Annotated in this window: 22 protein-coding genes and 1 tRNA gene; 15 read left to right on the top strand and 8 right to left on the bottom strand. The window is 56.0% G+C overall.

The window, feature by feature from the left end; genetic code table 11:
- The first annotated feature begins 6 nt into the window (after positions 1–6).
- From AC2FF7_RS14415 to AC2FF7_RS14400, 4 genes are all read left to right on the top strand, one after another.
- Positions 7–744, top strand: coding sequence for a polysaccharide lyase family protein (locus AC2FF7_RS14415; RefSeq protein ID WP_010443840.1), 738 nt, complete (start codon positions 7–9; stop codon positions 742–744).
- Between the two features lie 753 nt (positions 745–1,497).
- The gene (locus tag AC2FF7_RS14410) at positions 1,498–2,361 is read left to right on the top strand and encodes a hypothetical protein (RefSeq protein WP_496905826.1); all 864 of its coding nucleotides are present in this window, start codon (positions 1,498–1,500) and stop codon (positions 2,359–2,361) included.
- Between the two features lie 97 nt (positions 2,362–2,458).
- Entirely contained in the window at positions 2,459–2,704 is a 246-nt protein-coding gene (locus AC2FF7_RS14405) for a helix-turn-helix domain-containing protein (protein ID WP_036560649.1), read from the top strand.
- Positions 2,704–3,996, top strand: a complete 1,293-nt coding sequence (locus AC2FF7_RS14400) for a type II toxin-antitoxin system HipA family toxin (protein ID WP_496905825.1) — start codon at positions 2,704–2,706, stop codon at positions 3,994–3,996. The genes AC2FF7_RS14405 and AC2FF7_RS14400 overlap by 1 nt, the downstream gene beginning before the upstream one ends.
- A gap of 433 nt (positions 3,997–4,429) precedes the next feature.
- Here the strand turns inward: AC2FF7_RS14400 and AC2FF7_RS14395 are convergent, their stop codons facing one another.
- Complete coding sequence (locus AC2FF7_RS14395) at positions 4,430–5,098, bottom strand: TetR family transcriptional regulator C-terminal domain-containing protein (protein ID WP_496905824.1); 669 nt, start codon at positions 5,096–5,098, stop codon at positions 4,430–4,432.
- Positions 5,099–5,186: 88 nt separating this feature from the next.
- On the opposite strand from AC2FF7_RS14395, the gene AC2FF7_RS14390 reads away from it, so the two are divergent.
- From AC2FF7_RS14390 to AC2FF7_RS14355, 8 genes are read left to right on the top strand one after another with little or no spacing between them, the layout of a single operon-like run.
- Positions 5,187–6,056, top strand: coding sequence for an ABC transporter permease (locus tag AC2FF7_RS14390; RefSeq protein WP_170549885.1), 870 nt, complete (start codon positions 5,187–5,189; stop codon positions 6,054–6,056).
- A complete protein-coding gene (locus AC2FF7_RS14385) occupies positions 6,053–6,841 on the top strand; it encodes an ABC transporter permease (RefSeq protein ID WP_170752062.1) in 789 nt (262 codons plus the stop codon). Before AC2FF7_RS14390 ends, AC2FF7_RS14385 begins: the two co-directional genes overlap by 4 nt.
- Positions 6,838–7,935 (top strand): ABC transporter ATP-binding protein, encoded by a 1,098-nt coding sequence (locus AC2FF7_RS14380; RefSeq protein ID WP_170752059.1) that lies wholly within the window; start codon positions 6,838–6,840, stop codon positions 7,933–7,935. The genes AC2FF7_RS14385 and AC2FF7_RS14380 overlap by 4 nt, the downstream gene beginning before the upstream one ends.
- Before the next feature lie 19 nt (positions 7,936–7,954).
- Positions 7,955–9,016, top strand: coding sequence for an extracellular solute-binding protein (locus AC2FF7_RS14375; protein ID WP_234899375.1), 1,062 nt, complete (start codon positions 7,955–7,957; stop codon positions 9,014–9,016).
- 60 nt (positions 9,017–9,076) lie between these two features.
- Positions 9,077–11,140, top strand: a complete 2,064-nt coding sequence (locus tag AC2FF7_RS14370; protein ID WP_496905823.1) for an oxidoreductase — start codon at positions 9,077–9,079, stop codon at positions 11,138–11,140.
- Positions 11,137–12,369: an aromatic ring-hydroxylating oxygenase subunit alpha gene (locus AC2FF7_RS14365; protein ID WP_496905822.1), complete on the top strand. Its 1,233-nt coding sequence runs from the start codon at positions 11,137–11,139 to the stop codon at positions 12,367–12,369. Before AC2FF7_RS14370 ends, AC2FF7_RS14365 begins: the two co-directional genes overlap by 4 nt.
- Positions 12,362–13,924, top strand: a complete 1,563-nt coding sequence (locus AC2FF7_RS14360) for a trimethylamine methyltransferase family protein (protein ID WP_496905821.1) — start codon at positions 12,362–12,364, stop codon at positions 13,922–13,924. Before AC2FF7_RS14365 ends, AC2FF7_RS14360 begins: the two co-directional genes overlap by 8 nt.
- A gap of 52 nt (positions 13,925–13,976) precedes the next feature.
- On the top strand, positions 13,977–15,281 hold the full coding sequence (locus AC2FF7_RS14355; RefSeq protein ID WP_234899391.1) for an aminotransferase class III-fold pyridoxal phosphate-dependent enzyme: 1,305 nt from the start codon (positions 13,977–13,979) through the stop codon (positions 15,279–15,281).
- 281 nt (positions 15,282–15,562) lie between these two features.
- Here the strand turns inward: AC2FF7_RS14355 and AC2FF7_RS14350 are convergent, their stop codons facing one another.
- The 4 genes from AC2FF7_RS14350 to AC2FF7_RS14335 form a co-directional block, all read right to left on the bottom strand.
- A complete protein-coding gene (locus tag AC2FF7_RS14350; RefSeq protein WP_496905820.1) occupies positions 15,563–17,116 on the bottom strand; it encodes a relaxase family protein in 1,554 nt (517 codons plus the stop codon).
- A complete protein-coding gene (locus AC2FF7_RS14345; protein WP_496706903.1) occupies positions 17,113–17,586 on the bottom strand; it encodes a plasmid mobilization protein in 474 nt (157 codons plus the stop codon). Before AC2FF7_RS14345 ends, AC2FF7_RS14350 begins: the two co-directional genes overlap by 4 nt.
- Entirely contained in the window at positions 17,583–18,440 is an 858-nt protein-coding gene (locus AC2FF7_RS14340) for a hypothetical protein (RefSeq protein ID WP_496706905.1), read from the bottom strand. Before AC2FF7_RS14340 ends, AC2FF7_RS14345 begins: the two co-directional genes overlap by 4 nt.
- A gap of 155 nt (positions 18,441–18,595) precedes the next feature.
- Positions 18,596–18,672: transfer RNA gene (locus AC2FF7_RS14335), tRNA-Arg, on the bottom strand.
- Between the two features lie 114 nt (positions 18,673–18,786).
- Between AC2FF7_RS14335 and AC2FF7_RS14330 the strand changes: the two genes are divergently transcribed.
- Positions 18,787–19,812: a LacI family DNA-binding transcriptional regulator gene (locus tag AC2FF7_RS14330; protein ID WP_170755452.1), complete on the top strand. Its 1,026-nt coding sequence runs from the start codon at positions 18,787–18,789 to the stop codon at positions 19,810–19,812.
- A 4-nt stretch (positions 19,813–19,816) separates the two neighbouring features.
- Positions 19,817–21,028 carry a winged helix-turn-helix domain-containing protein gene (locus AC2FF7_RS14325; protein WP_496905819.1) on the top strand — a complete coding sequence of 404 codons (1,212 nt, stop codon included), beginning with the start codon at positions 19,817–19,819 and terminating at the stop codon, positions 21,026–21,028.
- Between the two features lie 3 nt (positions 21,029–21,031).
- Here AC2FF7_RS14325 and AC2FF7_RS14320 read toward each other — a convergent pair whose 3' ends face one another.
- The gene (locus AC2FF7_RS14320; protein ID WP_480869002.1) at positions 21,032–21,730 is read right to left on the bottom strand and encodes a fumarylacetoacetate hydrolase family protein; all 699 of its coding nucleotides are present in this window, start codon (positions 21,728–21,730) and stop codon (positions 21,032–21,034) included.
- Positions 21,731–22,141: 411 nt separating this feature from the next.
- Positions 22,142–22,576, bottom strand: a complete 435-nt coding sequence (hpaR, locus tag AC2FF7_RS14315) for a homoprotocatechuate degradation operon regulator HpaR (protein WP_170355688.1) — start codon at positions 22,574–22,576, stop codon at positions 22,142–22,144.
- A gap of 177 nt (positions 22,577–22,753) precedes the next feature.
- Between hpaR and AC2FF7_RS14310 the strand changes: the two genes are divergently transcribed.
- Positions 22,754–23,524, top strand: coding sequence for an HpcH/HpaI aldolase family protein (locus AC2FF7_RS14310; RefSeq protein WP_496905818.1), 771 nt, complete (start codon positions 22,754–22,756; stop codon positions 23,522–23,524).
- Positions 23,525–23,527: 3 nt separating this feature from the next.
- Here AC2FF7_RS14310 and AC2FF7_RS14305 read toward each other — a convergent pair whose 3' ends face one another.
- Positions 23,528–24,670 carry a DUF3095 domain-containing protein gene (locus AC2FF7_RS14305; protein WP_353392593.1) on the bottom strand — a complete coding sequence of 381 codons (1,143 nt, stop codon included), beginning with the start codon at positions 24,668–24,670 and terminating at the stop codon, positions 23,528–23,530.
- Positions 24,671–24,794 lie beyond the last annotated feature (124 nt).

Below are 24,794 nucleotides of genomic sequence, written 5' to 3'. Positions count from 1 at the left end.
TACTTGATGAAACGTGTGACGAAAACAGCGAACCATCTTCTAATGCGAACTGCACGTGCGGGCCTGCCGCCGCGCATTCTTGCAATTTCAATTGCATTGCTTCTCGCCAACTCGGCTGTTGCCGAGAGTTTCGATTTGACCACACCTCGTGCAGATGCCCCTGTTCGCCATGCGGACGGAAGTGAGAGTTTCCGGCTTCTTCCTGGCGAGTGCAGCGATCGTGAATATTTTTCTGACGAGTTACAACGCAACACCTCAGATTGTGGCCGCTCCCGAAACAGGATCGAGTACTTCGAAACATCGTCATCTGGCGCCGGAGACCGGCGTATGTACGAGTGGGAGATCTTCATTCCGGAGGATTTCAGCTACAATGCACTCAACGCACGTTTGACCGTCGGCCAATTCGAAACGGGCGCCGATATGCTTTATGGTTTCGAACTGAATAATGATGGCTACACCTTCCGAGCACGCGACTGCATCTCTGCGGACGATTTCGGTGACTGGCACAAGGTCTCTGTGCGCATCCAATACGATTCTACGCCGCGCAAATCCCTCAAGGATAAAACGCCCGGTGTGTTTGTGGTCGAATGTGATGGAAAGGTTATTGCCGACTCATCTGGCAGACCCAATATGGCCGAGGGCGGCGAGATTCAGTTCAGATATGGCCTCTTCGGTGCCAAGAATATCCCTGACACCGACAACGTCTCGGTATCATATCGGAACGTCCGAATCTCGGAGTGGTAAGGGCTGCAGGCCACGCAAAACCGGCGCCTTCGTGTTCCGGATACTCTCGGCTATGCGCCGTGTCCGTCACGTGTCGTGCGTCTTGATCCCCCCCTTACATATACGGACCCGCTCGAAAAAAAGCGGGAACCGGTTCTTGGGTAAGATAATTGGCAGCAGGCGGCGGACACCCGACTTTGTAGCTTGAAAGCTCAGTTTCGCCATCCGTCGAGTTGGCGTATTGATATTCGCAATCATGGCAGCGGAGGCTGCACACAGAGGGTCCAAAAACAGCTCTATCTCTTGGAAGCTGACCTTGGTACGATGCGCCGCGAAGGTCAGGAAAGTCCTGCATACCTGACATTAGACTGTCTCTCGCTCAACGGCAGCGATGCTGAGAAACTGCTTAAGAAGTCTGTGTCTTGGTTTCTTGATTGTCCTCTCAAGATAAGGCAGTCGCCTCGATTTTTTCGCCAACGCGCTTGCGTTGAGGATACTAGCCACAGGGGTGGCTCAGCGCTGTTGTTTCAAATATCCGTGTTTGAAATTCGCGTATAGCTTCTGGAATTCGGCTAAGTACCTGAAATTAAATGGAGGCGAGTACCGGAATCGAACCGGTGTACACGGATTTGCAATCCATAAAGACAGGCAGCGAAAACAACGGCTTATGGGTGCAAAACACCCCCTGACAAAAAGTGAACAAAAAGCGAAAGTTTCAACGCTCTTTGCGATTCAGAATGCTCACAAAATCGTTTCTAACCTTGGGATAATTTGATGAGTTGGGCGGTTGCAAACGAATGCGCAGAGCGTCGCTTCGGCAGCGCCGCGCGCAAGCAGATCATCATGTTCCTGGCCGACAAAGCGAGCGATGACGGCTCGGGCATCTGGTGCTCAAAGGGAACGATCCAGCGCCACACAGAGCTTAGCGAGAGCACGGTAAAGCGCACCATCATCGACTTTCTGCGGGAAGGCATTCTGATCGAGACGGGGCAGCGGCAGTGCAAGAACGGCTACACCGTCATTTACCGCATCGTTCTGGAACGCGTGGCCGCGCTTGAACCCACGGCTGAGCCCGACATTGAGACGGGGGTCACTGTGAACCCCGTCCAGCCTGGACCCGGTACGGGGTCCACGGTGAACGGGGTACGGGGTTCACAGTGGACCCCAAACCATCCTAAAACCATCCATAAACCACCTACGCGCAGGCGCGAGGCGGCGGAGGAGGTTGAAGATCTGGAATCTGAGAAGATCTTGGCGGCCTATCCCGAAGACAGGATCCGAGACCGGCGGACCAGTCTGCGTTTGATCGCAGCGGCCGTGAAGGCCGGGGTAGAGCCCGATGATCTGCTGCAGGCGGTCAAAGCCTATGCCAAGGAAAGCGAGGGCTATACGCGCAGCAAGGTCTGTTTCTCGGACAACTGGTTCAAGATGCGCCGGTGGGAGAAGGGACTGGCCCAGATCCAGGCCGACCGCGAGAAGGCGCGAGAAGCCGAAGCCAAAGGTCGCGCGAGCCTCGCCGAGTGGATCTACGAGCGCCATCCCCTGTGCCGCCATATCACCAATCGGCAGATCGAGGATTTGATCGCGTCAAAGCTGGTGACGCCTGAGCAGGTGCGCGCTGCGGGGCTGCAGGCATAAGTGCGACTCGATTGTTACGCCATGGCGTAAAAAGTAGATATTTACGTTGCAGCGTAAGTTGCTTTGATTTACGCTACGCCGTAAAAGGAGCCACATCATGGACCTCACAGCACGAACGGCCGAGCAGATCGGCGAGGCACTCCGCCGGACGCGCAAAGCGCGCGGCTGGACCCAAAGCGATATCAGCGCGCGCACGAATTTGCGCGTCGCGACGATTTCGTCGCTCGAGAATGGCGACGCAGGAACCAAGCTCGCCACAGTGCTCGCTGTTATGGCGGCACTTGGGCTTGAGTTCCGATTGGTGGAGCGCGGTGGCTCGCTTGAGATCGAGGATATCTTCTGATGGCCAAACGCGGGCGTAGCGGCACGATGCAAGTGCTTCTGAATGGAAGACTGGTGGGAGCCTTGCGTCTCGCGGGTTCGGGCGCGATCGGCTTTACCTATGATCCGGACTGGTTGGCGTGGGAGCACGCCATGCCCATCTCGCTGTCCCTGCCTTTGCGCGAAGAGGCGCACCAAGGCGGCCCTGTGATTGCCTACCTGGAAAACCTGCTGCCGGACAATCAGGCGATACGTGAACGTGTCGCCGCTAGGGTGCGTGCTGGAGGCACAGAAGCATGGCACATGCTGGAGAAGATCGGGCGCGATTGCGTAGGGGCCTTGCAGTTCGTTTCGGGAGAGATCCCCGAGGACGGCACACTCGAGGGAGAGCCCGTTTCCGAGCGACAGATTGCCGATATGCTGCGCAATCTCGCAAGTGCCCCCCTTGGCTTAGACGAGGAAGACGACTTCCGCATTTCTATCGCAGGGGCGCAGGAGAAAACGGCGCTGCTACGCCACGAGGGCGCGTGGTTCCGTCCATCGGGGCTCACCCCAACGACCCATATCCTCAAGACCCAGCTTGGCGTCCTGCCAGCGGGGATCGACTTGTCCGACAGCGTCGAGAACGAGTATTTCTGCATGAGCTTTTGCCGCGCCATGGGCATGGATGTGGCGGAGGTCGAGATTGCCGACTTCGAAGACGTGCGAAGCCTTGTCGTGACGCGGTTTGATCGGCGCTGGACCAAGGATGGCCGATTGATCCGCCTGCCGCAGGAGGATTTTTGTCAGGCGCTCACAGTTCCACCTAGCCAGAAATATCAAATGGATGGCGGGCCAGGGATCACTGAAGGGATCGGGCTGTTAAACGGCAGTGATAACCCCGAGGCGGATCAACGCGCGTTCTTCCGTGCGCAGGTGCTGTTTTGGCTCCTGGGAGCGACGGACGGGCATGCGAAGAATTTCAGCATCGCATTGCGCCCCGGAGGTTTCCGCATGACCCCGCTTTATGATGTGCTGAGCGCCCAGAAAGCCGTGGATGACGGTCAAATTCGCCAGAACCGGATGCGCCTCGCGATGGCGGTCGACGGGCACTACCGGATGAACGAGGTCGTGCCGCGTCATTTCCTGCAGGCTGCGAAGGCGGCAGGTTTTGGTGTGGCGCTGGCGGAAGAGGTCTTGTCGAACGTCGCGACAGAGCTTGAACCCGCCCTGGACAAAACACTAGCCGACCTGCCGGATGAGTTTCCACAACCATTGGCGGAAGCCATTGTTGCCGGCGTGCGACGTCGGGCGGCTGCCTTTCATGCCGTATGATCCGCAGATCATATTTACGCTTTATGAAAGGTAGATCATATTGAGCGGCAGGCCGAGTTCCTGCAACAACACGTATGTGGATCCAGGGAACGCCGCAATTGTTAGGTCGCAGAGGCCCCACTCTATTCGATGCATCGGGTTTTCCATATTTGTGGGCGCCAAAGCGGACCTTTAGGTCGATTGCAGAGAATGCCGGGAAAGAGCCCAAAGGCGACTTAGGCTACGGGCGCAGCATTTGTCGTTTTGGGCGGAAAGCGGTCTTTCGCTGCACGTGCAATGGAAACCTTTCTTCGGGGGAAAGCGGGCGTTGGATTTCGTCCAATGCACGGGGGTGTTGCATTTAGACGCCAGGGAATTCGCCAATACCAGCAGTCGGCTTTCCAAGAACATGCTGTTTTTCTGTCTCAAATCTGAGCGTCCCGAAATCTCACAATTAAAATTTTTCGGGGAAAAGTCCGCACAAGAAACGTCTGATAAGATCAACAGAGCGTCGTCGTGAAAAACCCTGCATATCTGTTAGGTAATTGACCCACATACCTTCCAGCAAAGCCAGCGTTCCGGCAGTGGCATCGTCCACCAAGTTTGGGTCACGCTCGTTTTTTTGAGCTATCTCCTTAAACGCAAGCCGCAATGTCTCGACAAGTTTTTGATCCTGAGTGCTGCTGTAGCGGGCAATGCCTGGGTGTGAGCTCGCGATGCCGCGAAATGCATGCCAGATTTTTGTACTTCTTGGATTGAGCAGTGCTTCGGACAGATCCGCCTCGATCACAGCCATCACTCGGTCTTCGGGCGATGCATCCGAGCCCAGATCGGTCATTTTGTCCATCTCGGAATAATATTGGGCACTGAAATGCTGGGCTGCTGCCGTCAGCAAATTGTCCTTCCCGCCGAAATGCAAATGGATCATTCCGCGTGACAAACCAGAACGCTCGCAGATGCAGCTGACCGTCGTCTCGGTGACTCCAATATCCGCGATAGAGTCCAGAGTCGCCTTGATCAGAAGTTGCTTACTGGCATCTGGATCACGTTTCGAGCCACGTTTTCTTCCTCTAACGTTTTCTACTTTATTCAATAATTCCATTTCCTTGATAGCATCACTCAAGTCTTTCTCACAGGAAGATTGACACGAAAGACCGTTCTGGCGCAACATTTAATGGACGATCGTCCATTAGTGACTCGTGAAAATCCGGATGGGAGTTTGGGTAATCTTTCGTAGCGAAGCATCCCGGGGCTATACCCTCAGCGCACCAGCCACGGCTTATGTGGGCTTTCTGGTGGCGGCTCCGTTGTTGATCCTGATCGCCTATTCGTTCTGGACGCAAACCTACGTAACGCTCGACAAGACGCCGACACTAAAAAACTATAGCGACGCGTTTGCTGATCCTCTGGTTAGACACTTAATGCTAAGGTCGATCTGGATTGCCGGAGCAGTTACAGCAGTTACTGTCGCACTGGCATATCCCATCGCTTATTTCATCGCGATGAAGGCCCGAAAAAAGACCATCTGGCTTCTGCTCATCACCATTCCATTCTGGTCTAGCTACCTCCTGCGTGTATTTGCGTGGAAACTCATCCTGGGGTTCAACGGCGTAATGAATTCTGCACTGCTGATGCTTGGTCTGATCGACGAACCGCTCGACTTCCTTCTCTACAATGAATTTGCAGTCGTGCTGACGCTTGCCCATGCTTGGGCGCCATTTGCGATCCTGCCGATCTATGTCTCATTGCAGAAGATCGATCCGAGCTTACTAGAAGCCGCCACCGACCTCGGTAACAGCCCTTTTCAACGCTTCATGCGGGTGACGCTGCCACTAACCATCCCGGGGATCATTGCTGCTTGTCTGATCATATTTATTCCCACGGTAGGTGACTATGTGACCCCGGCACTGGTTGGCGGGTCGGATGGAAAGATGATCGCCAACCTTATTCAGGTGCAGTTCGGGGCCGCCAACAACTGGCCACTCGGCGCCACCCTTTCACTGATCGCGATGCTATCGGTTGGCTTTGTCGCTATAGTGTTTGTAATTACCGCCACCCGGCTAGGGAGGCGGATAAGATGAGACGCCCTTCGACCCTGACAGCCTACGCCTTTCTGTATTTGGTTTTTCTTTACCTGCCGGTCCTTTTTCTGCCCTTGTTTTCATTCAACAGCGGCACAATCGTTGCCTTTCCCATCAAGGGCTGGACGCTGGACTGGTATCGGAAGCTGGGCGAACAGGATACCTTGATCCAGGCCCTTTGGAATTCGCTTGGCGTCGGCACCGTCGTGGCACTTCTTTCTACCGCTATGGGATTGTTCGCCGCCCGCGCCTTTGTTCGGTACCGTTTTCGGGGTCAGCGTGCTGCCGAAGGCCTGGTGATGCTGCCTTTGGTTATACCGGGCATTATCGTCGCTTCTTCAATGCTGGTTCTGTTTTTGTTTATCGGTCTTAAGCCGTCTTTGCTGACCGTCGTTCTGGGTCATACATTTCTTGCGCTGCCGTTTTCCGTCTCGATCCTGAAGTCTGCGTTTGATGACTTCGATGCGTCGCTGGAGGAAGCATCATACGATCTAGGTGTCGGCGTGTTCGACACCTTCCGCCGCGTGACGCTTCCGGTCGTTTCCCCGGGTATCGTCGCAAGTTTGCTGGTCACTTTCACAGTCAGCTTCGACGAGTTCGTGCTCGCCTTTTTCCTGTCCGGCAACCAACCAACCTTGCCAGTCTACATCTGGAGCCAGATTCGTTTCCCCGCCAAGCTTCCAAACGTTTTGGCCTTAGGCTCTATCCTGCTGCTTTCATCGGTTCTACTTTTGGTGCTGGCCGAGTATTTCCGGCGCCGCTCATCCGCATCAGGGGTCCAATGACAGAAAAAAACATCATCGAACTCAGGGGCGTCGAGAAACGCTATGGCACTTTTCTTGCGGCTAGCGGGATCGACCTCGATCTCAAGGAAGGCGAGTTTTTCTCACTCCTCGGCCCATCGGGATGCGGCAAAACCACGGTATTGCGGATGATCGCTGGTTTCCAAGAGCCGACCAAAGGCACCGTACTGATCGACGGTCAGGATATGGATGGTGTGCCTGCCAACAACCGCCCGACGAACATGGTTTTTCAGAGCTACGCCATCTTCCCGCACCTGAATGTTGGAAACAACGTGGCTTATGGATTACGTGGCAAGGCCCCCAAGGCCGAAATCGACCAGCGTGTGGCCGAAGCCTTGGAAATGGTCGAGCTGGGCGGTCTTGAGGATCGCGGCGCAAGTGAGCTGTCAGGCGGGCAGCGGCAAAGGGTGGCGCTCGCCCGTGCGCTGATCATGCGACCCAAAGTATTGTTGCTGGATGAGCCCTTGTCGGCCTTGGACAAGAAGCTGCGCGAGCAGATGCAATTTGAAATGCGTAATCTGCAGCAATCGCTGGGTATCACCTTTGTGATGGTCACACACGACCAATACGAGGCGATGACAATGTCTGACCGTATTGGCGTGATGTTCAATGGGCGGCTAAAGCAGGTGGATACGCCAACAACGCTTTACGCCCGGCCCTGCGATCAGCAGGTTGCCAGTTTCATCGGTGAGATGAACATTTTGCCTGCCCAGTTGCTTGAGGAAAATGGCGATACGCTTTCAATCGACGCGAAGGCCTTTGGCCAAATGGAGATTGAAAAAAACCCCAACGTCGCAACCAGCGCCCGAGATATGAACATCGGTATTCGACCCGAACAATTGGAAATCACCTCTGAAAAACCCGAAGACTATCCATCAACTGTTCAGGGCAAAGTCAGCAACGTCGCCTTCTATGGCGAGAACATTCACTACCACATTCAGGTTGCGGAAACCGACAAGCCGATCTCGGTCTCGGTTCCGAACTACTTTCACACGGTTGATTTCAATCGCGGCGACGCAGTTTGGCTGGGAGTCCAAAGCGCCAGCGTGATCGATCTTGGCACTGACACAGAATAAGACAATGGGAGGAAAAAAATTGAAACTTCAGGGAATTGCGGCCTTCGCATGTGCGACGGCAATAAGTACAGGAAGCGCCAGCGCCGGTGGAGCTGATCTGACGGTATTTGACTGGTCGGGATATGAAGACCCGGGATTCTTTGCCAGCTACATGGAAAAATACGGGAATGAAGCACCGAGCTATTCCTATTTCGGTAGCCAGGAAGAAGCCTTTACCAAGCTAAGCTCCGGATTTACAGCTGATTTAGCGCATCCTTGTTCCGACGCGGTCAGAAAATGGGTCGCAGCCGATCTGATTCAGCCGCTGGACGAAAGCAAGCTGACCAATTGGGCGGATGTGCTGCCCGAGATCAAGGAGGTCGACGCCATCGTTCTGGACGGCCAGCTTTACATGTTGCCGTTCGAATGGGGGAACACGGGCCTTATCTATCGCACCGACAAGATCTCGGGGGACGATATCTCACTGCAATTGCTGGCCGACCCGGCCTATGCCGGTAAGATCGCTATCCCGGATGCCGCATCATCTGCTTATGCGTTAGCGGCGCTGGCTACTGGAAATGCTGACGACTACACCAACTTGAGCGATGAGCAGTTCAAGGAAGCGTCTGACTTCTTGCGCTCGATCCACCCGAACATGCGCTTTTACTGGTCCGACGCAGGTCAGTTTGACCAGGCCATGACCAGCGGCGAGATCGAATTCGGTTGGGCCTGGAACCAGTCAGAACTAAACCTGATCTGGAATGAGGTGCCTGCCGCGATGATGCGAGACGTCGACAAGGGTATCGCGACCTGGGCGTGCGGCTACGTGCATCTGAAATCATCCACGACACCGGTCGATCAGGTCTATGATCTGTTGAACGCGCTTACCGACCCGGCCAGCGGTCAGTACATCATCGACAACTGGGGCTACCCGCATTCGAACGCAAAAGCGTTCGAAGTTGCCGATCAGGCCAACATCGAAGCCTATGGTTTCTCCGATCCAAAAAGCTTCTTCGAGGGCAGTTTGTTCTTTGATGCGGTGAACCCCGAGCTTGAGGCAAAAATGCTGGCGGAGTTTGAACGGATCAAAGCCGGCTTCTGATTCAACAGTATCTCCGGGGCCAACCAGCCCTGGAACACAAACACAGGAAAACGCGTGAACATGTCAGACGCGAACCCATATGCTATGCTCTTGGAACCGGTTCAGATCGGGCCAGTCACTGCCAGGAACCGCTTCTATCAGGTGCCTCATTGCACCGGGCTGGGGCACCTCCGACCAAGGGCGGATGCTGCCGTTCGTGGAATGAAGGCCGAAGGCGGGTGGGCGGTGGTTTCCAATCAGGAGACCGAGATTCACCCGACTTCTGACCTTTCTCCTTACGCCGAAGGGCGGCTATGGGACGCGCGCGATGTGCCCGCGTTGCGGCTGATGACAGACGCAGTGCATGCACATGGTGCGCTGGCGGCTATCCAGCTGGTTCATAACGGCAATCATGCGCAAAACCTGCTTACCCGCGCCCCGGTTCTTGCACCTTCCGAAATGTCTGTCGACACTACACACCCCAAGCAGGCGCGGGCTATGGATAAAGCCGACATTCGGGAATTTCGCCGTTGGCACCGCGAGGCCGCCTTGCGCGCGAAAGATGCCGGATTTGACATCATTTATGTGTATGCCGGGCACAACATGACATTGGCGCAACATTTCATGCTGCCGCATATGAACCAGCGTAGCGATGAATATGGTGGGTCGCTCGAAAATCGCGTGCGTCTGACACGTGAACTGCTGGAAGACACTCACGAAACCGTGGGCGACAGCTGCGCTGTGGCGTTCCGTTTTGCTATTGATGAGATGATGGGTGCCGGGGGCATGCAGGTAGCAGAAGAAGGCCGCGCCGTTGTCGAGCTTTTGGCCGATCTTCCTGACCTATGGGATGTGAATGTGGCTGACTGGTCCAATGACAGTGCCACGACTCGTTTTCAGCCAGAGGACGGATATCAGAACGCGTTTCTGTCCCACGTTAAACAGATCACCCAAAAACCTGTGGTTGGTGTCGGTCGCCTGACATCCCCCGACGTGATGCTGTCGATGGTCAAAAAAGGAATTGTCGACCTTATCGGTGCCGCGCGGCCATCCATTGCGGACCCTTTCATACCAAAAAAGATCGGGGAAGGCAGGATCGACGAAATCCGCGAATGCATCGGCTGCAATATCTGCGTGTCGTCGGACAATCTGGGTATCCCGATCCGATGCACTCAAAACCCTACGATGGGTGAGGAATGGCGACGCGGTTGGCACCCCGAGATCATCGCGCCGAAAAAGAGCAACGCGGATACTTTGGTTGTTGGCGGTGGCCCTGCCGGTCTTGAATGCGCCATGCAGTTGGCAAGGCGAGGATATCAGGTGACCTTGGCCGAAGCGTCAGCCGAATTGGGCGGGCGGGTTACGAAGGAAAGCAAACTTCCCGGCCTCGCAGCTTGGTCCCGCGTCGTCGACTATCGTCTGCATGATTTAAAGCAACGCGGCAACGTTCAGCTTTTCACTGACAGCAGGCTTGATGGCGATCAAGTGGCAGAGCTGGGCGTCGAACACGTCTTTGTGGCCACCGGCAGCCTTTGGCGAACCGACGGCATGGGCCGTAACACCCAGCGCCATGTGCCACAGATCGAGCAAAGCGCCAATGTGCTGACGCCTGATGACATAATGAATGGTGTTCTACCGCCTGATGGCCCGGTCATGATCTATGATGACGATCATATCTATCTGGCAGGAGTGATCGCCGAAAAACTGGCGACGGCAGGATACCAGGTGGTCTTTGTCACGCCGGAGAATTTGGTTTCAGCTTACTCCATCAATACTTTGGAGCAGCCTCGCATTCAGGCCCGTCTGATGGAGCTTGGTATCGACATTCGTTGCAATCAGGTGCTGACGGCGGTTCAAGGTGACATGGCCCGCATCGGTTGTGCCTTTACTGGTCGCGAAATGGATATTCCATGTGCCTCGACAATTCTGGTCACTGAACGTCAGCGTGAGACGACGCTATATGACAGCTTGCGCGGGCTCAGGTTGAAAACCGTCGAACTTATTGGCGATGCCGCTTCTCCAGGGCTGATCGTCGACGCAGTCTTCGCGGGCCACCGCGCGGCCCGTGATTTTGAACGCCCCAAGGCAGAAGCAGACCAGGATTGGTTTCGCCGCGAGATAATCGATTTGGAGGAAACGAGATGAACAGCCGACCGTTTGAGTTGGATGCGCTGATAGCCTCGCACCAGTACGGCCACGCCCTGCCGCGCGAATTCTATACCTCCCAAGACATCTATAACTATGACATCGCCCGGGTCTGGAACCGCAACTGGCTTTGGGCAGGTCACGTCAGTCAAATCCCAAGCCCCGGTGACTACTTCCTGTTAGACTATGGCCCGGAGAGCATTATCGTTGTTCGCGACCGCGGTGGCGACATTCGTGCTCATTTGAATGTCTGCCGCCATCGCGGATCTCGCGTCTGCACTGAACAATCCGGCAACGCCCGCGTTCTTGTTTGCCCCTACCACGCATGGACATATGAGCTATCAGGAAAACTTCGTGCAAGTCACAATATGGGGGAACAATTCGACCCGTCAAAGTTTGGGCTTCTTCCCGTTCAGGTGAGTGTCTTCAAGGGCCTGATCTTTGTCTGTGCCGATGCAAACACCCCATCACTTGATCCTGTCCTCAGCAAACTTGAGCCACTCGTCGAACCCTATGGCCTGAACGATTTGAAAGTAGCGCATACCGCGTCATTTCCTGTTCCCGCGAATTGGAAACTAGCGGTTGAGAACTACCTTGAATGCTACCACTGCGGGCCAGCTCACAAAGAGTATTCTCGCTCCCATAGCTTGAAATCACCGCAAGACATGGCTGGTTTGGTCGAACCGCTAAAGGCTAGGGCTGTAGAAGCCGGGCTGTCACCCAATGAATTGACTCTTGTCGGCGACGCTGCGCTGACCCCATTTACCAGCGGGTACTATCGTCGCTATCCGCTTTACCAAGGCTACAAAACCGGCAGCCAATCGGGCGAGGCACTTGCACCATTGCTTGGAACGCTCAAAGGCTTCGACGGTGGCGCAACTGACTTTGATATTGGTCCGTTGAATTGGTTCCTGATTTATTCGGATCACATGGTCGGCTACCGCTTCATTCCACGAGGCTTACAGGAAACCGACATTCAGGTGGTCTGGCTGGTTCGCGCTGACGCCGAAGAAGGCGAAGACTACGACAAAGAAGACCTGACCTGGCTTTGGCATGTCACATCTTTGGATGACGAACGCATCATTCGCCACAACCAGTCCGGCGTAAATTCTCAATACTTCCAACCGGGCCCCTTGGGCGAGATGGAAACCTCGATCCAGGACTTCTACGATTTCTATTTCAACATGATCAGCCCGGACCCAGAACAAAGGATGTCCGGTCATGGCTGAGGCAAAATCACGCCGTCGCGGCGGCGGCGGACGCGCCGCGCGCATCAAGGTTCAACAGGCTACCACGGGCAATGAGGCCGTACGTGGAGGCCTAAGTGGCGGCCGCTATAAACCGCTGACCCAAGCAGATATGGAGAACATCCATCAAGCGGCCTTAACCGTTGTGGAAAACACGGGCGTTACCGACCATTTCCCGGAATTGCTTGATCTGGTGCTTCCCAAAGGCGCAGTTTTGAATGACCTCGATAGGCTGTGCTTCCCCCGCGCCCTTATGGAAGACATCCTGGCGGCTGCCGCCAGAGAGTTTTATGTCTATGCCCGCGGTGAGCGTGCAGGCAAAGACGACATGCATTGCTCGGCCGAGAGTGTCTATTTCGCCAACTCTGGCACCGCCGTCACAACCTTCGATTCCGAGACCAAGTCCTATCGTCCATCGGTTCTGCGCGACGTTTATGATTTCACCCGACTAGTGGACCGCTTGGACAACATCCATATGCTGGGCGACACAGTTTTGGCCACCGACGTGACCGATGATTTCGCTCACGACATGAACACCATATATGCGATGCTCGCAGGCAGCCAAAAGCCTGCCTGTCTGACCTTTCGCGACCGCAGCCATATCCCGCATGCCATCCGCATGTTTGATTGGGCTCACGGTGGTGAAGGGGCTTTCATGAAGAAGCCAAGCGTCATATTTGGCGGCTGCCCAATGGTTTCCCCCTTGCGGATCGGCAAGGAGAACATGGAAATCCTGATTGATACTGCCAAACTTGGTCTAACTGTCGATCTGGCCGTGCCTCCTCAGGCCGGGGCCACAGCCCCCGCGACGCTTGCGGGAACACTGGTGCAAACCGTGGCCGAAACGCTGGCCTGTGTTGCCATTGTAAACCTCATCACACCGGGCTGTCCGGTCTGCTTTGCCGCCTGGCCCTTCATCACAGACCTGCGTAGCGGATCGTTCACCGGCGGCAGCGGTGAACAGGCTCTCATCGGGGCGGCAGCCATTCAGATGGGCAATTTCTACGGCCTTCCCACATCCGTTGGCGCAGGCATGACCGATGCAAAAATACCCGACGCGCAATACGGGTTGGAAAAAGCACTGACCTTCACGCTTGCCGCCCATGCCGGTGCCAATCGTTTGTGCGAGTTCGGCGGTATGATGGGTAGCCTGATGGGATGCAGCTTTGAAAGTATGGTCATCGATGACGAAGCGGGTGGTATGATCCTGCGATCGTTGCGCGGGATAGAGGTCACGGATGAAACCATGGCGGTAGATGTGATCCACCAGTGTGCCATCGACCCAGGTCATTTCCTCGGTAACCCTCACACGCTGAACTATATGAACACCGAATTTGTCTACCCGCGGCTCATGGATCGTGAGCGTACAGATACATGGGAAAACGAAGGCAAAACTGATCTATTGGACCGCGCCCGTGACAAGGCCAATTCCATTCTCGACAGCCATTTCCCCAACTACTTCGGCGCCTCAGACGCTCAGGTGCGCGAAGAGTTCCCAATTGTGATGAGCGCAGAAAGCATGGCCCGCCGTGGATAACTCTAACGCCAAGCACTGGGACAACGACCATTTCCTGCACCCGTGGGAAGGAATGGCAACTTTGGGCAAAAGCGACCGCACTTTTATCGAAGGTGCCAGCGGCATCCATGTGGTTAACGAAATAGGCGAACGCTTGATCGACGGACCAGGCGGGATGTGGTGCACTCAGATCGGTTATGGGCGAGAGGAGATGGCCGAGGCCATGGCTGAGCAGGCTCGAAACCTCGCCTATTTCTCTCCCTTCAACAACGCCAACTCAACTGCCGCGCTGTTCGCACGCGAAATCGCCAAACGTGCGCCGGGCGACTTGAACAATGTCTTTTTTACCACCGGCGGTTCGACTGCGGTGGATACGGCCATCCGCTTTGTCCACTTTCGAAACAACCTTTTGGGTCGGCCCGAGAAAAAGAAGATCATTTCAAGGCAAAAAGCCTATCACGGAAGCACTTATCTGGCGGCCAGCGTCAGTGGAAAAGAGCGTGACAGGCTTTGGCTAGACAAGGCGGATGACCTCGCACATTTCCTGCCCGACGTGAATCCGCTCTACCGTTCACCTGGTCAAAGCGACGAGAGTTTTCTAAAGGAGAAAATTTCCGATCTTGAAAACGCCATTGTAGCTCTTGGCCCCGAAAACGTTGCCGCTTTTATCGCCGAACCGGTTCTGGCATCTGGCGGCGTGATCGTGCCGCCGAATGGATACCACAAAGGCTGCCTAAACATCTGCAAGAAGTATGATGTTCTATATATCTCCGACGAAGTGGTGACGGCATTTGGGCGATTGGGCCATTGGTTTTCGTCAGATGCTGTTTTCGGCATTCAGCCTGACATAATCACTTGTGCCAAAGGAATGACATCTGGGTATGCGCCGATGGGTGCCGCGGTTATCTCTGACCGATTGATCGCAGACGTTGGAGGAAAAGATGCGACCTTCTCAAATGGCTACACCTATTCTGGTCATCCGGTTAGCGCGGCTGCGGGTTTGAAGAGCATTGAGATCATAGAGCGGGAAAAACTTCTCGAACACGTTCAAAAGGTCGCTCCGGTTTTTCAGGATCAGCTGCAGCATTTGCGACAGATTGATATCGTTGCCGATGTGCGCGGGATGGGGTTGATGGGATGCGTACAATGCTCAGTCGATGGTGATCCCCGGAGTGATCTGGGATGCGACTACGAGATTGGCGGCCAGATCGATATAGAATGCCAAAAACGTGGATTATTAGTTCGACCTATTATAAACATGTGTGTTCTTTCACCGCCCCTTATCATCAGCGAAAGTGAAATTGAGCAGATGTTTTCTATCTTGCGCAAGGGGCTTGAAGCGACACGAACGTGGCTTGGCGGAATCAGTGAACAATGAAGAGCTTGCGCCACTGTTGCGGATGTCCGCAGACCGGTATGCCACCGCAGCATTTGAATTCCGTCCTAAATGTCCGCAATGGGCCGTTGTCACACATCCCGACAAAATGACTTATCGGCAGCTTTGTCCGCAACACGGTCGTACAACCCCGAGGGCCTGAATGGCTGGTTTTCCCGCATGTGCATCCATGGAGTACATTGCAGGCATGTCGCTGAATGCTGCAGAACGCGTTTAGGAATGCCGCTACAGATCTCCTAAACGCGCTAACACTTGCAGTAAGATTAAAGCGAGTGACCGCTACGGTGATTAATGCGGGCATCTAGCTCTCGTTCAGCCGCTTCTCGGCGTCTTTCGCTAGTTTCCAGCTGGTCTGTAATCCCACCTGAAGCGTGTCGTAATTCTGCTCCTCGCGCAGCAAGTCGGCCAATGTGGTGACGGACGTGAGATGTGATTTCATCAATAGCGCCACGCAATGCGCCAATCCATTCACCTTGCTTTCGATCCTGCTGGTCGAGCGTTTCTCCAAGGCGTGCAATTCCTTGGCTGAGCTCTCGCAGGCCGTCACCAACCGTTCGACGGATGTGAGCAATTCGCGTTCCAATGCTGTCAGGGTCTTTGTCATCTAAGGTTCCTTGATCTTGATGCAGATGATCGGCGTCCCCGCGATCGTGCAGGTTTTTAAATCGGTCCGGCTCTGGTCCAGCGCCACCCATGTCTGCCCGGCCTGCTCGATCCGTGTCAGGCCAAGTTCCGTCATCTCCGAATGCGAGATCAAACCCGTCCAAAACCAACTCGTGATCAGTACCGTCACGATCCAGACTGAGGCCATCGCCACGATCACCCAGGGGGAGATCGTCAACCAGCGGCGGATCGTCTCGCTCCGCCTCTCCAACTCGCTCTTGCTGTCGCTGAGAAAGAACCTGATATCGGTCTCGATTGTATGCAGCGCGCTGGTCGCAATGCTGCTGAAATCGCTCCTGAAGCTCTCCAGCTGAGACTCCATCAAGGCGGCGTGGTCGCGCCGGATCGTCTCCAGGTCCGCGTTCAATTTCTCGGCGAGGCGATTCGGCTTGCCAGTCGTCATGGAAAATCTCTCCTTTCAAACGCCAGCGCTCACCGGTGTCGGGGTCTTTGGCGGTGATGTAGTTTTTGCTGGTGCGGGGGATCTCGAAGCCCGCATCGGCCAAAGCATCGATCATGCTGGCGCGATCCGTGATAATGCCGACGCTGATCTGATCGAGGATCCAATCGTGCAGCGCTTCGCGACCCTGCGCGCGCGTCGGTGCTTCACTCGTTGCCCTCACTTCGCGGGCGCGTTCTGGGTCCAAAGGGTCTGCCCAACCGAGCCTCTTGTTCAAAAGATCGCGCAGGCTGGAAAATGCGTTCTCATGCCCTGGCGGCGCGATGTTCAGTGCCTTGCCGGTGCTGAGCTCAAGGCGTGGCGTGCAGAAGTGCAGCTCGATGTTGCCTTCATGCGAGTGGCGCACCCAAAGGCAATCATATTGATCCCTGTCCAGTCCAGCAAAGGCCAGAGCCTCAAATAGCTCAATGGCCTCTTGCTGGGCGTCGGGACTGGGATCATCGCTATCGGCAAAGCTGATCACGCCTGCCGTGTAGCTCCACCTGTTGGGGCTCGCGTCGATCAGGTCGCGGGTTTGGTCGGGGTTGCCGTGCAGCACCTCGGGCAGCTGGTCGCGGAGCTTGGTTTGCGGCTGGCCGTTGTCGTCGCGGATCAGATTGCGGTTCTCGTCATAGGCCAGAACTTCACGCGCTGTCAGGTAGTCTACGGGGGCCGCACCGCCGCCTGTGCCGGTAGAGAAGAATGAGATGATCATACGCAGTTACCGCCTGTGTGTGCCGCCACGATCTGCGCCAACTGCCGTTCGATGGCCACCAGCTGCGTCGCGACCTTAAGCGTGTCGATCTGGCTCGCGCGACCAGATTTGACCGCGCCGTTGATCCAGCGTGACAGTTGATTGAGGTTGCCGCCGACACGGGCAATCGCAAAGGTCAACTTCGGATCAACGCGAGGGACGAGCTTGCGACGACGTGCCTCGACCAGCCCCAAGGCCTCTCGCATCAGCGTGGCATTGGGCAGGCCAGCGGCGCGCGCTTTGGCCACAAGCGCTGCCTTTTCCGACGGGGTGCATCGAAAGATCACGCTCTCGGAAAGGCCCTCTTTGACGTTGCTTGCGCGCGTCTGGTTGGGGTTTGAAGGGGAGGCTTGCCGCCCCTCACAAGTCCCGCCGATGTAATCGGTGGGTAACCTTGCTCTCTGCTCTTTGTGGGGATCGGTCGCACTCATGCTCTGAGCCCCGCCGCTTCGATTTCAGCAGGGCTGACAAGCTTTGCAGCCAGCAAGGCTGTCACTTGGCCGGGTGTGATGTGGCGGCACAGTGGATGGCGGTCCGTGACCCAGTCGGCCAAGCCTTTCAGCAATTCCACCTCTTTTGCCTTGCCCGCTTCCCGCGCCTCCTCAACGTCGTGAAGGTATTTCAACCAACGGCCAGTGCTGAACCAATTGTCGGAGAAGCACACCTTGGATCGAGTGAATCCTTCGCTCTCGCTCGCATATGCCCGCACGGCGTCCTCGAGGTCTTTCGCGTCCACACCGTCGGCCAGGGCTTGGCGGATCTGCGAAAGGCAAACCGCTTTGCCGCGAATGCGATCCTCCGGATAGGCCGACAAAATCCTTTCAGAAACCTCATCCTCAACCGCCGCCTTCGCGTGCGAAGGATTTGGTTTTTGATATGGTTTATATCTGTTCTCATAGGATTTGCCCTCTGGGGCAGATGGCTTGCCCTCAGGGGCAAATGCATCAATTTCCCTTTCGGTCGGATCCATTTGCCCATTTGGGAAAATGGAGTTGCCTAGGGCATACCAGCAGGTCCGATCATAACGATCATCGCTGAAATTGCCCTTGATTAGCAGCTCTGCGCTGACCAGCTTTTCGAGCGCTGTTCGGATCTGCTTTTCGCTCAGATAGGGGAACAACTCACCAAAGGCCGAGATCGAATTGTAAGTCCAATACCGCCCGTCTCGAAGGTTGCGGCGATTGGCTTGGTTCTTCTCGATCCAGAAGGTGATGTTTTGGAAAATCACCGCTGCATTGAGACCCACACGCCCGGCGATTTCGGGATCAAAGCTATGGCGGCTCATGATTGGCCACCGAAATACGCACAAACGCGCGAATTTTGTACAGGTTTTGTACGAGATTTCGGTCGTTTTCGGAGAATTCGGCAGAAAACGAAACGGGCGTTTCTGCAAGCTTCTGCAGAACCCCTTGCAAATAAGCCATATTTTTCAGGTGTTTTTGGCGACCCCGGCAGGATTCGAACCTGCAACCTGCCCCTTAGGAGGGGGCTGCTCTATCCAGTTGAGCCACGGGGCCGCGCAAGGCTCTCTGTACCCTGGATTTTTCAGGTTGTCATGACCTTTGATGGGCAGTTGTAAAATGCGTCCTGTTCACGCTACCATCCCTTAAAACAACGACGCAGGTGCCATCGTGACAACAGAAACCAAACGCCCGCTCACTCTTCGGGATGTCTCTGAGGCCTCGGGGGTGTCCGAGATGACGGTCAGCCGCGTCCTGCGCAACCGGGGTGACGTGTCGGACGCCACCCGCACCCGCGTTTTGGCCGCAGCAAAAGAACTGGGATATGTGCCCAACAAGATCGCTGGCGCGCTGGCCTCAAGCCGGGTGAATCTGGTCGCGGTGATCATCCCTTCACTTTCGAACATGGTTTTCCCCGAGGTGCTGACCGGCATCAACCAAGTATTGGAAGATACCGAATTGCAGCCCGTGGTCGGCGTTACCGACTACCTTCCCGAGAAAGAGGAAAAGGTACTGTACGAGATGCTCTCGTGGCGGCCATCAGGTGTGATCATCGCGGGGCTGGAACATACCGAGGCCGCGCGTGCCATGCTGGACTCCTCGGGGATTCCAGTGGTCGAGATCATGGATACCGATGGCAAACCCGTGGATGCAATGGTTGGCATTTCGCACCGCCGCGCCGGACGCGAGATGGCGCAGGCAATCCTGAAGGCGGGGTACGAGCATATCGGGTTTATGGGCACCAAGATGCCGCTGGATCACCGCGCCCGCAAACGGTTCGAAGGCTTCACCGAAGTGCTGGGCAAACACGGGGTCGAAATTGAAGACCGCGAGTTCTATTCCGGCGGGTCAGCCCTGGCCAAGGGGCGTGAGATGACGCAGGCCATGCTGGAACGCTCTCCGGATCTGGATTTTCTGTATTATTCCAATGATATGATTGGTGCCGGAGGGCTGCTGTACCTGCTGGAGCAAGGTATAGACGTGCCCGGACAGATTGGTCTTGCCGGGTTCAACAACGTTGAACTGTTGCAGGGCCTACCGCGCAAGCTGGCCACGATGGATGCCTGTCGTCTTGAGATCGGGCGCAAAGCCGCCGAGATCATAGCCGCCCAACTGGCCGATCCCGAGGCTGAATTAGAGTCTCGCGTTACCCTGACGCCGAAAATCAGCTATGGTGACACGCTGAAACGGCGCTGACGCCGTGGCTATTCAAAAGCTGGACAATCGCACAGCCCGATTGCTGTTCATGGACCGTCATGCATTGGCAGAACAGCCTTCAGGGGGGGCCAAAGGGGCAGAGCTGCTGGATCTGATCCATCGGCTGGGTTTTGTTCAACTGGACAGTATCAACACGGTTGCGCGCGCCCATGATATGATCCTGTTCTCACGCAGGCCCAGCTATCGCGCGCAAAACCTAAAGCGCCTTTATGAACGCGACCGCGCGCTGTTCGAACACTGGACCCATGATGCCGCCGTTATTCCGATGGAATTCTACCGACACTGGCATCTGCGCTTTCAACGCGATGCTGAACTGCTGAAATCCCGGTGGAAGAATTGGCGACGCGATGGCTTCGAACAGCAGTTCCAAAGCGTTCTGAACCATATTCGTGATCATGGCCCTGTATCGTCGTCCGATGTCGGGAAGGACGAAAAGAAGGGCTCGGTCGGGTGGTGGGACTGGCACCCTTCAAAAACCGCGCTTGAATTTCTCTGGCGATCTGGCGCGTTGACGGTTGTCGGACGGCGCGGGTTCCAAAAACGATACGACCTGACGGAACGGGTGATCGACACGCATCTTTGCCCCGGCGATGCAGATATTGATGCGCCGGAAACAGTGAATTGGCTTTGCAACGCAGCCCTGGACAGGTTGGGGTTCGCCACGTCCGGTGAGCTGGCAGCATTCTGGGACACCGTCAGCGCAACAGAGGCGCGAGAATGGGTAAAGCAGGCTCTAAGACGGGGAGAAATTGAGGAAGTCGAAATCACATGTGCGGATGGGCAGACCCGCAAATTGGTTTCAAAACCGGTCTTGGCGGACACCAAGCCCCAGGCTGCCCCGCCGGGTCGCATTCGCGTGCTCAGCCCCTTTGACCCTATGCTGCGTGATCGAAACCGGGCCGAGCGATTGTTCGGATTTCACTATCGTATCGAAGTCTTCGTCCCCGAAGCGAAGCGTACCTATGGGTACTATGTCTTCCCGCTGCTTGAAGGCGACCGGCTTATAGGCCGGATCGACATGAAGGCTCATCGCGATCGGGGCGTTCTGCAAGTCAGTGCGGTGTGGCCAGAACGCTCGGTCAAATGGTCCGCGGCACGGACAAGTCGTTTGACCTCGGAGTTGGACCGGGTCCGCAGGTTCGCAGGACTGGATCGCGTGGAGTTTTCTACGGACTGGCTGAAAGAGCCTAAATAGAGGCTATTCAGGATCTGACAGCGTCAGAGAGATTGGCTGCAGCCCATCTATTCCACCCTCAAGAACGTCTCCGGGCGCAAGCGCCCCCACTCCGGCCGGTGTACCGGTCAGGATTATGTCTCCGGGTCGCAGATGGTAATATCCGGAAAGGTGACTGATGATCTCATCAATCTTCCAGATCAGTTCGTGCAAGGTCGCATCTTGCCGAACGTCGCCATTCACGCTGAGAAAAATACGTTTGTCATCCTCGGGCATCCAGCCCGAGGCGCGCGTCAGCGGGGCAAGAACGGTGCCATTTTCAAGGTCTTTGCCCAGATCCCAAGGGCGTTGCTTGTTACGCTCGCGGATCTGCAAATCCCGACGGGTCATGTCCAGAGCACAGCCATAGGCGTAGACTGCATCTGCGGCCTTGGCAGGTTTGGCTTTGAAAACGGGCTTTCCTAGCGCGACTGCCAATTCCATCTCATGATGAAAATTCTCGGTTCCGGACGGAAACGGCACGGTCGCACCGGACAGAACGGCATTGGCTGCCGATTTGGTGAAATAGAACGGCGCTTCGCGGTCAACCTCGTGGCCCATTTCCGCGGCATGGGCTGCATAATTGCGTCCGACACAGAAAATGCGACCGACGGGGTAAAAGGACGACTCCCCGTGGATCGGTACCTCGATCGGGTCTGGCAAGGAAAACAACGTATCAGACATCTTTGGCCCCTTCTTGCAACGCACTGGGCGCATCCTAATGATACACCCGGTCTGAACAAGCCAAAGCGACGTCCTGACCCGGGTTATTTTGTAGCTCTACATCTTGGAATGACAGATCGAAGCACTAAATCAAAGGTTGCAGACAACAAACAGACGTTGAATTGCACCCAGACCATTCTTGCCCGCCCAAAGCCCCAAGATAGGGCGGATTGCACAAAAGACCGGGTGCACCTGTTTCAGAGAACCGCGGTCGTGGCCCGCCCCCCCAAGGGTCGCAACTTTCGCAATGTCGCCTCATTTCAGGTTGGCTGGTCCTCTGAAGCGTCGGTCGGACACAAAACACAAGTCTAAGTCCGACTCTCCCGCCAGGGGACACCAATCACCGCCTCTGGCGGGGCGCAGAGTAACCTCTCAGGTTTTGAGATCATAAAGATCGTTCAGAAGGTCCAGCAGCGTTTCATGCCTTTTGGGGCCCAATTGCGACTTTATCTCATCCGCCAGCCGGACTGTGACGTCGATATTGTCCCGGATGATCTGCTCACCCGTTGGCATGATCTCGACAATCTGTCGGCGCTTGTCGATTGGATGGGCACTGCGCCGGATCAGTCCCTTAACCTCGAGCTTTTGCAAAATCCGTGTCAGGCTGGGCAACAACAGACACGCCCGGTCAGCAATCACCGTGGGCTCTTGTGGACCTTCCTCGTTCAGAACACGCAACACACGCCATTGCTGCTCGGTTACGCCGGCGTCTGCCAACATCTTCCGAATAGGGCCCATGACCCGTTCGCGGGCCCGAAGCAACGCAATCGGCAACGAGCGGGATGTCGATGGCAGGTCTTTGGTCATACGGAATCTTGACCGAAATCCAATAAGACTGCAACAGCGCGGAAAACCCCTTATTCAGAGCCTTGTTGCCCAGATTTGCTCGCAGCACCTTCGAACCCAATGCCAAATCTGATTGACCTTTTCCCCCGAATGGCCATCACTGTCAGGCGTTTCCACCACCGCCTTGGAGGCTCCGTGATGCCAGCCCCTGTAAACACATTCAAAGAAGCTCTGGCCAATGGGGATCGCTTGATCGGTTGTTGGACCAGCTTCGCCGAAAGCGTCACCGCCGAAATCATGGGAACCGCTGGCTTCGACTGGCTGGTAATCGACGGAGAGCATGCGCCCAACGATATCCGCTCAGTTCGTGACCAGCTAATGGCCTTGTCGGCCAGTGCCACACATCCGGTTGTTCGGGTGCCCGTCGGAGACACCGCGCTGATCAAAATGGTATTGGACGCCGGTGCCCAAACAATTTTGGTTCCCATGGTCAACAGCGCCGATCAAGCGCGCGAGTTGGTGCGCGCGTGTCGCTATCCACCAAAAGGGGTCCGCGGCGTCGGTGCCGGCGCCGCGCGGGCGACCGGGTATGGATCTTTCTCCGATTACATCCAGACAGCAGATGCGCAAGTCTGCCTATTGGTTCAGGTCGAAAACCGTGCCGGTATCGCCGCGCTTGATGATATTTTGAAAGTCGATGGCGTCGAAGGCGTTTTTATCGGTCCAGCGGACTTGTCGACGGATATGGGATACCAGGGCAACAGCGCGGCGCCGGAGGTTCGCGAAACGATTGCCGACGCAATCAGCCGAATCAAAAAAGCCGGCAAGGCTCCCGGAATTCTGGGCACTCATGAAGAGGCGACACAAAGCTACCTTGAGATGGGCGCACAATTTCTGGCTGTTGGAATCGACGTCATGATCCTGACGCAGGCGGCGCGCGCATTGGCGACGAAGTGGAAGACCCGGTAACGATCAGCTCTGCATCGCCGCAGCGGCCTGCGCATATCCACCTGACGCGCCATCAACGAAATGCACGTGGTCATCGCGGGTAGCTGAAGGCACAAAACAGGTCATCATCGCCTCGTCCTGTGCGTGCAAGCCGTAACGCACCTTGCCGCGCCCGCGCGCTTGTTCCAGCATCATCTGAATTTGCGCCAACGTCGCAGGATCGCAATCCAGCGTCATTTTAAGCCCGTCGTCGAACTTTCGATAATCCGCATTCCGACTAACCATGCGTTTATAGTGATCCGGCTCAAAGTTACCCAGCCGTTTGCCGGACCGAAACAGCAATGCGATCAGCAAATTCTGTACCAACAGTTTGAGCGTTTGACCAACAAGGCTGCCGCCGGCGCGCGAGACATGGGCATCAATGCTCAGACCAGGTGGTGGCCATCCGATCGGTGGGCCGTTTTCCGGTACCGGGTGACCCGCGCGCTCCAACCCTTCGGCTGCAGACAGAACCGATTGGGCGAGGTCGGCAAAATCCGCCTCGGTGGCGTGCGGCGTGGGTTCCACGACCAGCGAAACGATCTGCCCATGCTGCGCCCTAACGTTGGACCACCGACATGAAAGACCGGTTAGATCAGGGCGCGCACCGGGGTCGGCCTCGGGCACCATAAAGTGACCGGCCTTCATCTGTGTTTCCGCCCAAGCAAGCCCCCCGCCCGAGAACATCGCATAGTCGACCCCGTCCGATGGTGCGAAACGGGCGACGCGCAGGTCTTTGCCCGCCTTGCGGATTTCGGCCACCGTCACCAATGCTGCGCGCAGCGGAATGGAAAACTCTTCCTCAGCCCAGCGCCTCATGGCGGCCAGAACCTCGCGGGCCGCTTCAGCTGCACTGGCGGGCACGGCAAAGCCTGCGCCGTCACCACCGAAGACATACGGAAACTCGCGCCCGCTCATGGCGTTGATCATCGCTGAAATAACCGCTGCCCCGACGGTATTGACCGTTTTGTAGCGTCCCTGCGCGATCTGCCCGGTCGAGTCGACAATGTCCGCAACACCAACAACCCAGTCACTGGGAATGGCCGAAAACCGCTGAGGGTCGGCCAAACGGGTAAAGTCCCGCAGCAAGGGCAGGCTGTCGTAAAACGCGACCTGAGCGTCCTTCATAATAACCTCTTGTCGAAATTATCCCTGAACATAGACCGATTGTGGCACCTGTCCCGCGAAATCGTCATTACACACATGCTTGTGTGCGGAGTCCTGCCGTGCCAAGCATAGCCGGTTAGCCGCG

This window comes from Ruegeria sp. YTSC325 (assembly GCF_059609525.1).
Note: the sequence above shows the minus strand (reverse complement) of the source record. Positions and strands in the feature narration are given on the sequence as shown.